At 42.6% G+C, this 10504-nt stretch carries 12 protein-coding genes; 5 read left to right on the forward strand and 7 right to left on the reverse strand.

Features of this window, described 5'->3' with window-relative positions:
- Window positions 1-62: 62 nt before the first annotated feature.
- The gene (locus V7K56_RS00335; protein WP_334906483.1) at window positions 63-1376 is read right to left on the reverse strand and encodes a leucine-rich repeat protein; all 1314 of its coding nucleotides are present in this window, start codon (window positions 1374-1376) and stop codon (window positions 63-65) included.
- 66 nt (window positions 1377-1442) lie between these two features.
- Here V7K56_RS00335 and V7K56_RS00340 point away from each other — a divergent pair, with 66 nt between their 5' ends.
- A complete protein-coding gene (locus tag V7K56_RS00340; protein ID WP_334906485.1) occupies window positions 1443-1631 on the forward strand; it encodes a hypothetical protein in 189 nt (62 codons plus the stop codon).
- Window positions 1632-1687: 56 nt separating this feature from the next.
- Window positions 1688-2011 (forward strand): hypothetical protein, encoded by a 324-nt coding sequence (locus V7K56_RS00345; protein WP_334906487.1) that lies wholly within the window; start codon window positions 1688-1690, stop codon window positions 2009-2011.
- A 161-nt stretch (window positions 2012-2172) separates the two neighbouring features.
- Here the strand turns inward: V7K56_RS00345 and V7K56_RS00350 are convergent, their stop codons facing one another.
- The 3 genes from V7K56_RS00350 to V7K56_RS00360 all read right to left on the reverse strand — a co-directional run bounded on the left by V7K56_RS00350 (window position 2173) and on the right by V7K56_RS00360 (window position 6025).
- Window positions 2173-4764 carry a chloride channel protein gene (locus V7K56_RS00350; RefSeq protein ID WP_334906489.1) on the reverse strand — a complete coding sequence of 864 codons (2592 nt, stop codon included), beginning with the start codon at window positions 4762-4764 and terminating at the stop codon, window positions 2173-2175.
- A 296-nt stretch (window positions 4765-5060) separates the two neighbouring features.
- Complete coding sequence (locus V7K56_RS00355; protein ID WP_334906492.1) at window positions 5061-5429, reverse strand: hypothetical protein; 369 nt, start codon at window positions 5427-5429, stop codon at window positions 5061-5063.
- Between the two features lie 272 nt (window positions 5430-5701).
- Complete coding sequence (locus tag V7K56_RS00360) at window positions 5702-6025, reverse strand: hypothetical protein (RefSeq protein WP_334906494.1); 324 nt, start codon at window positions 6023-6025, stop codon at window positions 5702-5704.
- Between the two features lie 69 nt (window positions 6026-6094).
- On the opposite strand from V7K56_RS00360, the gene V7K56_RS00365 reads away from it, so the two are divergent.
- On the forward strand, window positions 6095-6547 hold the full coding sequence (locus V7K56_RS00365) for a DUF4288 domain-containing protein (RefSeq protein ID WP_334906496.1): 453 nt from the start codon (window positions 6095-6097) through the stop codon (window positions 6545-6547).
- Window positions 6548-6585: 38 nt separating this feature from the next.
- On the opposite strand, the gene V7K56_RS00370 is transcribed toward V7K56_RS00365, so the two are convergent.
- Together V7K56_RS00370 and V7K56_RS00375 are read right to left on the reverse strand one after the other, a co-directional pair.
- Window positions 6586-6909 carry a GNAT family N-acetyltransferase gene (locus V7K56_RS00370; RefSeq protein ID WP_334906506.1) on the reverse strand — a complete coding sequence of 108 codons (324 nt, stop codon included), beginning with the start codon at window positions 6907-6909 and terminating at the stop codon, window positions 6586-6588.
- Window positions 6910-7157: 248 nt separating this feature from the next.
- Window positions 7158-7655: a DUF6174 domain-containing protein gene (locus tag V7K56_RS00375; RefSeq protein ID WP_334906498.1), complete on the reverse strand. Its 498-nt coding sequence runs from the start codon at window positions 7653-7655 to the stop codon at window positions 7158-7160.
- 215 nt (window positions 7656-7870) lie between these two features.
- Here V7K56_RS00375 and V7K56_RS00380 point away from each other — a divergent pair, with 215 nt between their 5' ends.
- The gene (locus V7K56_RS00380; protein WP_334906500.1) at window positions 7871-8038 is read left to right on the forward strand and encodes a hypothetical protein; all 168 of its coding nucleotides are present in this window, start codon (window positions 7871-7873) and stop codon (window positions 8036-8038) included.
- 472 nt (window positions 8039-8510) lie between these two features.
- On the opposite strand, the gene V7K56_RS00385 is transcribed toward V7K56_RS00380, so the two are convergent.
- Complete coding sequence (locus tag V7K56_RS00385) at window positions 8511-10040, reverse strand: GMC family oxidoreductase (protein ID WP_334906502.1); 1530 nt, start codon at window positions 10038-10040, stop codon at window positions 8511-8513.
- Window positions 10041-10210: 170 nt separating this feature from the next.
- Between V7K56_RS00385 and V7K56_RS00390 the strand changes: the two genes are divergently transcribed.
- Window positions 10211-10444, forward strand: coding sequence for a hypothetical protein (locus tag V7K56_RS00390; protein ID WP_334906504.1), 234 nt, complete (start codon window positions 10211-10213; stop codon window positions 10442-10444).
- The last annotated feature ends 60 nt before the right edge of the window (window positions 10445-10504 follow it).

Raw genomic sequence — 10504 nt, forward strand, 5'->3', positions numbered from 1 at the left:
CCTGAAATTCCAGGCAGTATCCAATCAAAAATTGCCACATAAAAAGATTCTAAAATCTCTGGTTAAATAGGAAGTGGATTTCCCCGTAAATCTAGTTTTTTCAATTTCGGCAAACTTTTGATCGCCTCTGGAATCTGGGTTATTTGGTTGTTACTGAGGTCAAGCCGCGTCAAATTGGTTAATTTAGCAAGCGCCTCTGGAATCCGGGTTATTTGGTTGTTACTGAGGTCAAGCTCTGTCAGATTGGTTAATTTAGCAAACGCCTTTGGAATCTGGGTTATTTGGTTGTCACTGAGCTCAAGCTGCGTCAAATTGGTTAATTTAGCGAACGCCTCTGGAATCTGGGTTATTTGGTTGTAACGCAGGTCAAAATACATCAGATTGGTTAAATTAGCGAGCGCCTCTGGAATCTGGGTAATTCGATTGCCCATGAGGTCAAGCTGCGTCAGGTTGGTTAATTTAGCGAGCGCCTCTGGAATCTGGGTAATTTGGTTGCCAGCGAGGTCAAGCTGCGTCAGGTTGGTTAATTTAGCAAGCGCCTCAGGAATCTGGGTAATTTTGTTGGCACTGAGGTGAAGCTCTCTGAGATTGGTTAATTTAGCGATCGCCTCGGGAATCTGGGTAATTTGCTTGCTACTGAAGTAAAGCTCCCTGAGATTGGTTAATTTAGCGATCGCCTCGGGAATCTGGGTAATTTGGTTGTAACGCAGGTTAAGCTGCGTCAGATTGGTTAATTTAGCGAGCGCCTCTGGAATCTGGGTAATTTGGTTGTAATGCAGGTCAAGCTGCGTCAGATTGGTTAATTTAGCGAGCGCCTCTGGAATCTGGGTAATTCGGTTGAAATGCAGGTCAAGCTGCGTCAGATTGGTTAAATTAGTGATCGCCTCAATCTGGGTAATTTGGTTGAAATGCAGGTCAAGCTGCGTCAGATTGGTTAATTTAGCGAGCGCCTCAATCTGGGTAATTTGGTTGCCACTGAGGTCAAGCTCCCTCAGATTGGTTAAATTAGCGAGCGCATCAGGTATTTCAGTTAGCTCTACTCGAATTAAGATAAGTTCCTCTAAATGTAGTATTTGCGTTACCACATCGGGAATGCTCTCTAAAGGATTGCCACTAATATCCAACTTACGCAAATTAGGCAAACCCAATAGTTCGAGTGGAAGCGTTTTTAAATTATTGCCCGAAACCTTTTCGAGATAGCGGTTTCCTACGTATTCATAATCTTCAACCTTCTTTCCCAAAATCAAAGACTCAAGCTGCTTCAACTTTCCAATTTCTACAGGTAACTCAGTCAACTCCTGCCCCGACAAGTCTAACTCTTGCCAACCCTCAGCCACGGCGCGATCTATCAGTACCAATAACTCATCCTGCGTCATAATTCCAAGGAGAAGGGTAAAAGGAAAGAAGATTGATAATAGATGATCTTAACTGATTAAAGAAAAATGCTAGACCATGACTTTTTGGCGATCGCGCTGACTTGTCAGTTAGCTGTTTGGGATATTGCGGATTTAGGCGATCGCACATATCTAAATTTGGTTTCTAGCTCTCTGTGTGAGATTATACCTGCGAGCAATTTTTGGCATTGTTTACAAAATCGAGCGATTATAAGTCGGAAAAACTTCATCCACTAAAGATTTGCGGTGCGTTTCGTTAGCGTGACGCGTGACAAAGCTAAATTGTTGCAATCATGGCGAACACATTTGTTAATTTGGCGATCGCATTTGTTGATTTAGCGAACGCATTTGTTGATTTAGCGAACGCATTTGTTAATTTAGCGAACGCATTTGTTAATTTGGCGAACGCATTTGTTAATTTGGCGAACGCATTTGTTGATTTAGCGAACGCATTTGTTAATTTGGCGAACGCATTTGTTGATTTGGCGAACGCATTTGTTGATTTGGCGATCGCATTTGTTGATTCGGCGAACGCATTTGTTGATTTAGCGAACGCATTTGTTGATTTAGCGAACGCATTTGTTGATTTGGCGAACGCATTTGTTATTTTTGAGTAAAGCAAACGCTTCCCTTACCAAGGGTACGGTGTATATACAAGTTTGAAATAGCTGATTAACCAGGGTTTTACCCCACCCTAACCCTCCCCTTGGAAAGGGGAGGGAACTAGATTTCTTTTTTCCCCCCTTTCCAAGGGGGGATTAAGGGGGGTAATTCGACATTAAGTTTTAACCATAATCACTGTACAATTACTCTTGCGAGAAATATTCTCGGCAATATTTCCTTGCATCGCTTGTTGCAGTAGACTTTCACGGCTAGCTCCCAAGACAATCACATCACTGTTGTCTTGTTTGGCACAATTAAGAACAGCTTCAGAAACAGAATTGGCACAAACGGTAGTAGCCATCACTTCACCACTAACTCGGCGTTGCAGAAAGCGAACAGATTTATCTAGTAATGTTGTGTCAGGAACCGAGTTAGTCGGCTGAAAAACCTGACATAGCTTGATTTGGGGTGATGTACTTAAAGAAGCTAGAGCAGGTAATAACTTAATTGCTTGTCTGGAGTTAGGGCCGCCTGCCATTGGCAACAACCAACGGTCAAAGGATCTTTTATCATCTAATTTAGCCAAGATAACATCACAAGGAGCTTGTCGAATTATCGTATCCACTACTCGGCTAAAAACTCTACCAGGAGTTGATGTAGTGCCTTTCCATCCCATCAGCACCAAGTCAATGTGTCGTGCTTTGACAGTCTCTAAAATTGCCCCAGTAACATTATGGGCAACTCGGATCTCGGTATGAACGGGAATCCGCCACTTCTCTCCTAATAGTATTGCCCGTTGCAAAAGTTGAAGACTTTTGCTGATTTGCACTGGTGTTTCCGATGGGATGCGGCCAGACGCAACGATAATCACTTGTAGGCATTCTATTTCGTAATTGCGATCTTTGGCGATCGCAACTGCCATGTCTAGTAAAGTCTCGGCTGTTTGCGGATGTGAAAGTGGTACTAACAACCTTCCTTTGCCTATAGCTGGAGCGCGAGTTTGGTAAACCACATAAGAAGGTGCTGATTTGGGTTCTATTTGTTCGCTATTACCACTCAGTCGCTCTGCTTCTACACGGATAATATCACTACGAGTAATAATTCCTATGAGCTTGCGATTTTCTGTAACGGGTAAGCAGCTGAGGTGATAACGATTGAGTATATGCAGTACATGAGCCAGTGTTGCTGTGGGATTTACTGTCGCTGGCTCTGGTGTCATAATCTCGCTAACAGTTGTATCTTTACCTGAGTGTTGCGAAGCAATATTAATTAAATCTTGCTGAGTCACAATACCAACAACTTTACCTTTTTCTAAAACTGGAAAGTTGCGATGGCGAGAATCGGAAAATGCCTGTACTGCTTCATCAGTACTCATTTGACTAGAGAGAGTTTCCACGCGCCGTTGCATCACATCTACGGCACTCAGTTGTGCCAGAAGTCCCTCTGTGCCAGGCTCTTTGGTGATGTGAATTCCTTTCCATTCTAATAGAAGGTCGTAGAGCGATCGCTGATCGATTTTTTCCGCTACTAAGTAGGCAACCACAGACGCAATCATGAGCGGTAGCACCAGATTGAAATCTGTTGTCATCTCAAACACAATGACAACTGCGGTAATTGGTACTTTAGAGACGGCGCTAAAAAAGGCAGCCATGCCAACATGAGCATAGACTGTGGCAGCACTCATTCCCAGTAAACTGTGTTCGACAGCACCCACTAAGTAACCAAGAGCAGCTCCCAAGGCCAAAGTGGGAACTAGTAAACCCCCTGGCGCTCCAGAGCCGTAAGTAAAAATAATTAGGGTAAACTGAACTAAAAGAGCGATCGCTGCAAATGACCAATTAGCACTACCCACAAGCAAAATTTCTCTCAGCCCAGCATGATCGCGAAAGGTAGCAGGTAAAAAAGCGATCACTGCACCAGTAACTAACCCAGCGATTCCAATTCGCCAGGGTAAACTCAGGCGTAGCAGGCGGCGGTTAATTGCTAGACTCTCAAGAATACCTTTATTAAATAGAATGCCTAAAACTCCCGCCAGCACTCCTAAAATCAAGTAGAAAGGAATTTCCTGAGCGAAAAAAGTTGTATCGGGAAGACCTAAATTTGCATGATTCAGATCCAGGCTGTGACTACCATAGAGCCGGGAAATGACTGAAGCGATGAAAGAAGCCAAAATCGCAGTACCAAGAGTTATATCTGATACATCTTGGAGTAATTCTTCCACTACAAAAAGCACACCTGCGATCGGTGCATTAAAAGCCGCAGCTAACCCAGCCCCGGCTCCGGCGGCGATCAGTTGGCGACGATGCTCTGGTGAAGTTGGTGCCCAGTTACTAAGTTGATTTGCCAAGGCTGCCCCAATTTGGACAGTCGGCCCTTCTCGTCCTAAAGGCATTCCAGAACCCAACACGAGTGTAGCGCTGATCAACTTGACCAAAGCAATCCGTAGATTTAATGGCATCGGCACGCGAGCCAATACGGCTTTGACTTCAGACATCCCACTACCTGATGCTTCCGGTGCGAAGCGCTCTACTAGCCAACCAGCTAAAAATCCCCCTGCTAGTCCAATACCTGGTAGCACCAAGTAGGCAGACCAATGGTAAGAAAGATGCACTCGCCATGCACCTGCCGAATCTACTGTCTGTCCTAATAGAACTGCCGCTACCCCAGAAACTAGACCAATCAGGCAAGCTTCTACAAAAGCTAACCGCCTGGGTTGAAGCAACTGACGAGAAAGCCTCAACCAGAGAATTTTGCCCCTGGCTAACATATTTTTAGCAATCACTTGTGATCAATGAAGGTATATAAATGTCTGAAATATCTTACCGTTCACCTTATTTATAGCCTTTCATAAAAAAATGAAATTAGAATAAAATTTTTCTATACCTAAAGATAGATATATGCAGTAGTACTGCAAGGCGGAAGTCAAAAGTATTATGGAATAAGCTCTTTAGGGATTTTAAATGGTTGCTCTATTTACGCCGTGGTGTACTAGCAGTACAGCTAATTTGACTAGATTAGGATTTACGCATCAAGATTCTCTAGAAAAATTGGGTGTAAAGTTTACTAGTAACGTTGCCAATCATACATTAATCGTCCATGGCGATCGCGCACAAGTTCCCATTCTCCATGACGATATCGTGGTCCGTAATAACCTATAGAGCGATAGTGTCGCCTATAATGATGTCGTCGATTCCATCGGCGTTGATAATAATATTTTCTACTCCGATGCCGTCGATGATAACGTCGTCGAGTCCATCTGTGAGCTAACAAAAACTCTTCACTTTGCTCTCCTACTAATTTTGTCTGTACGTCAATACTCTGTTCATTGAGAACGTTATTTAGAGTATTATCTTTGGCTTCAACCAAAGTAGGTGGATAAATGAAGGCTAATAACAGGAACACAATTGAGGATAGCTTTTTGAAACGATTCACGTCTTTGCTTTTCCTAAACTATTGGTAATAATTTTATTTAATACTTAAGTTGAGTAATTATATAGTTCATAATTCACAAATTTGAGTAACGCAAATGTAATTGAAAGTACATCTAGTAATTCTTATTTAGATGCAGTACAACGTTATATTGCAAGATGTAGGGGTACGTCGCTTAACAGTTATCAGTAAATCTCCATTAATGAATAGATTCGATTTAATAGTCTCTAGATTTTCTAGCTTGGCATTATATCGCTACAAGCTTTCAAAGCTGACTATGTAATATTGACTTTTTCCCAGATATCATACTCATCAATTGCCAGACTATGAGCTTCTTCCCCTCCTTGCTCGTTTTGAAAACTATAGTAAATGACAGGATATCCCCACCGATCAATTTCACTAATTCTCAAAATAGCATGCTCGGCAATAAGTCGTTGGTATAGTTGCTTTGTATTTTCAAGCATTTTTATTTGTGGTAATTGCAAAATACAAATATGATCGCCGACACGTAGATCGCGCCAAGATTGATTCATTGTCATTTTTGAATTGTTTAGCGGATGTTGGTTTTCAGCCAGCATAACCTGTGAGATGAGTTTCAAAAATCCTTTCAAAGACCACTGAATAGTCAGTGATAGTATTATTGGTAGAAATTTTGGGTTTTATAAGCAATGGCATACATTCCAAAGGATGCATGGTATATCGCTGAATTAGTAATCGAGTGTAAGGTTGAGGGAAATCCACGCAATGTTGTTCATGTAAATATTGTTCTTGTGCGTGCTTCTTCACCAGAAGAGGCTTTTGAGAAAGCCGAAGAACTTGGTTATGAAAGTAATGACACATATCTTAATCCCAAAAATCAAACCGTAACTTTTACTTATAGAGGCTTACGGCATCTCGATGTGATTCATGATGAATTAGAACATGGTGGTGAACTGATGTTTGAAGAAAAAATTGGTATACGTGAAAGTGAGTTACAACAAATGCTGACTCCAAAATCTCAGCTAGCTATTTTTCGTCCGTTAGAACCAATAGATCCATCTAAGCCAGACTATAGGAGTAAAGAAATTATGGATGAAGTCGCAAAAATGATGAGTGGCGATGGTATTATTGAAAGACTTTAAATACTTTAGCCCAACAGTGCATTCGCTATGCTAAACCTTTACAACAAAGCTAAAGTCATAAATACGCTGTTCGGGTCATCAATGTAGTCAGCAAAAGGGCCTCGGTACTCGAACCCATACCGTGCGTACAAGGCTCGTGCTGGGGCAAACTCTGGAATTGCTCCTGTTTCCAAATACAGGCGATGGTAAGCACGCCGTTCGGCTTCTTTGATGATGTGTTCAAGAATCTTTGAGGCGACACCCCTACGTCGGTGAGCCTTGGCGGTACGCATTGATTTGATTTCACCACTTCTTGAATCTAGTTCTTTTAGTGCCCCGCATCCAAGTAATTTTAATCGTTCCCAAGCTGTCCAGAAAGTAATATCAGGCGATGTCTATGACGGGCTACGCCTACGCAATGCTTCTAAATCAAGAGCATAAACGCTTCCAAGTGGTGTAAGTAGGTGCATATTTTCGATATGCTCGCGCAGAAGATCGGCAATCTTTTACCTGTCAAGTCATCTGAGCGGATTTGCAATCAACTTATCTCCTTAATTTGCTAGGAAATTATACTTTATAAACTGAATCAATTAAGCAGTGCTGTAGCAAATAATGCTCTCGCTAGCCATAGTTAATTAATTTTTTGCAGATTACTAATTGTAAAAAATATTTCATCATCAGCAATCTGGCTATTATAATCAATGTTAATTTGAGTTGGATAACCAAGTATTGGATCGTATTGTACAGTCAAGTTTGCTGCTTTACGAATGAGCGCATCCCTGATGATATTAAAGAGTTTAGGAATTGTATTATATTGTTGAAACAATTCTGCGTTAGCTGGCTGTTTCGTTGCTTTATAAGTAATAGAACTTGTGACTCGATTGCGTACTTCAATAATCACTAGTTCTGTGGCTTTCGGTAAACAATTGCAACTTCTAGTGAATTCATAGCGATAGTTAGAGATTTTTTGCCGTCTCCATAATCGGTAATTAATCTTAAATTGTTGTAAAGCTAAACTACTAGGCGCGGGTGTTTTGGCTACCTGTACAAGAGGAGGTTGAGATATTACAGGTGCACTAAAACCTAAAGATGCCATTAAAATAGCACTAATTGTAATTGGTAAGCGCATATAAATCCATTCTTAACTCCAACTGCTCACTTTAACGTAGCTTCAAGATGATTGCCAAAACATTGAAATTATTTGTGACACTCAAAGCTGGTAAGCTTTTACGCAAAGAAAATTGCACATTAACTAGTGAGGGTTGTCCTTTGTCAAAAGTCCTCTTTTACAAAGTTGAGGCAGTCCGTTGGCGGGGTTCCCCCGCTTAAAGGAACTGCCGTCTGATGCCTGCGGCGGGCTGCGCCAACGGAGGAAACCTCCGCTCAACGCCAGTGACGCTCCTGCGTCGCTACCGCTTCGCTAACGCCCAAGTCGGGAAACCCGCCCAAGCGACTGGCTCGACTTTGCACTTTGTCCTTAGAAACACTTCTGGACTAATGACTAATGACTAATGACGGTCTATACGAAAAATTTAGTCGTTACCTGGTTGCAACTCATCTCCTGTTAAATCTTTCCTGCAAAACGCTGTGCTAACCACTGTGACAGGAGTCTTCTTACTCCATTAAGATAGATTGATTCAAGTTCCCAAGAGCAATATCTCCTGAACATGGGTTTAGATTTTGGAAAAACCCTTTGTTCTTCACATCGGGTTATCAAGTGTATATGTTTTCTGAAGTTAAAAAATGTCTCATGTTAGCCGTACCTTTGGCAGCTGCACAACTGGCTCAATCTGCAACTAACTGGTTTTGTGGATACAGTAATGATGGGTTGGTTGGGAAGTCAAACCATTGCATTTGGAGGTTTGGGATCTGTTATCTTTAGTTTTTGTCTGTTTATTCTTACTGGTATAGTTTCTGCTGTCAGTCCGTTAGCTATAAAAAACGCAACGATGGGATATTGTTTATCAATTTTGTATACTTGCTGTTAAACGCCATCTTCGGCTTTAATTAAATCGGCTCCTTTTTCGCCGATCATAATTGTCGGCGCGTTTGTATTGCCCCCGACCAGAGTTGGCATGATCGATGCATCAACAACCCGCAATCCCGTAACACCGCAGATCCGGAGTTTAGGATCGACAACTGCCATTGGGTCAGTTCCCATTTTGCAGGTGCCGACAGGATGATACCCTGAAATGCAAACTGAGCGGATGTAGGCTTCGAGTGCCTCGTCGCTAGTCACGTCAGCACCGGGACCGACTTCCTTACCTCGAAACTCATCAAAGGCACTTGTATGAAACAATTTACGCATTATTTTAATCCCTTCAACTAGCTTTTGCACATCGGATTGACTTTGCAGATAGTTCATCCGAATAATCGGTGGGTCTTTGGGGTCAGGCGAGGGCAAACTGACACTACCAATGTTTTGGGGATGAGTCGGACTGACCATAACCGTGAATCCCATACGATAATCGGCATAGGCAGGAACTCCCCACAGAATTGAACCAAAGAAAAACTGTAAATCCGGCGCAGCATCCTGATTACTGTGGGTATGCAAAAACAGTCCAGCTTCAGCGGTACAATTACTGGTCATTGCCGGATGAAACTCTTGAATTACTTGGTGCGCCACAGGAAGGAGAAAGTGGTCTTGGAGGTTTTGACCGACACCGGGCAAATCAACGACAACAGGAATTCCCATTGCTTGCAGGTGTTCTGCATCGCCAATGCCGGAAAGCATCAGCAGCTTGGGCGAATCGAATGCACCAGCACTTAAAATCACTTCTTTGTTCACCCTGGCTTGGTGCAGCTGACCATGTTGCATATATTCCACCCCAACAGTGCAATTTCCCTCAAACAACAACCGAGTCACTAATGCTCCTGTGATCGTTGTTAAATTGGGATGCTTGAGAATTGGCACCAGAAAGGCTGCCGCAGCACTGTGACGTTTACCATCCTTGACTGTTAACTGATAAAGTCCCGCACCTTCTTGCTGTACCCCATTGAAATCAGGATTGTGGTTATATCCGATTGCCACGGCTGCTTCTACAAATCGTTTAGATACCGTAGCAGGCGCTTGAAGATCGGTGACGCTCAACTTACCATCAACTCCGTGGTATGTGTCGGCACCGCGTTGCTGGTTCTCAGATTTCTTGAAATAGGGCAATACATCTTGGTACGACCAACCAGAATTCCCCAATTCCTGCCAGTGGTCATAATCGTGATGATTGCCGCGGATATAAACCATAGAGTTAATTGAACTGCTACCACCCAAGACTTTGCCACGGGGACAAAAGATTTTGCGGTTATTCAGGTACGGTTCTGGCTCAGAGAAATATCCCCAGTCCACCTCCGAGCCGGGTAGGTTGGGCGATTCCAAAGGGATTTGAATCTCTGGTTTAATATCTGGGTTGCCAGCTTCGAGTAATAACACGGTTGTTTCACCGTCTTCTGTCATCCGGTTGGCGACAACGCAGCCTGCCGAACCTGCACCAATCACAATATAGTCATATTGAGTCATCACATCTTCGCTTGTAAGTTTAACTACTTCAAGAACTGTAATAATTATATTAGAGCGTATTGTAAAACTTTTCGGTCTACTGAAATTATGAAAGTTGGAGTATGTTTGTTGCTTTGACAGTTTATATATGTAATCAGCCTCGTTTTGCAGTTTACGGTATTTTTTAACCTTTGTCTCACGAAGCTTTTCCTTTAGAACATCGCCGGATCATTGGTGAGATTTTTCAGGTTGGATTACCCATCGGGGGTCTGATTGCGGTCGAAGCCGGACTGTTCACTGTTGTCACTTTCTTGATCGGACGATTGGGAACAAATGCCCTCGCTGCTCATAAAATTGCTTTACAAACAATTTCAATGTCATTCCAGATGGTACTAGTGGTCTGTCCCATTAATTTTGATGGGTAATACCAGATCGTGATTAAATAGCAATGTGGGCGGATTAGTAACTCACAAGCAGGCAGGCGA

The sequence above is a fragment of the Nostoc sp. genome (genome assembly GCF_036917535.1).
GTDB lineage: Bacteria > Cyanobacteriota > Cyanobacteriia > Cyanobacteriales > Nostocaceae > Nostoc.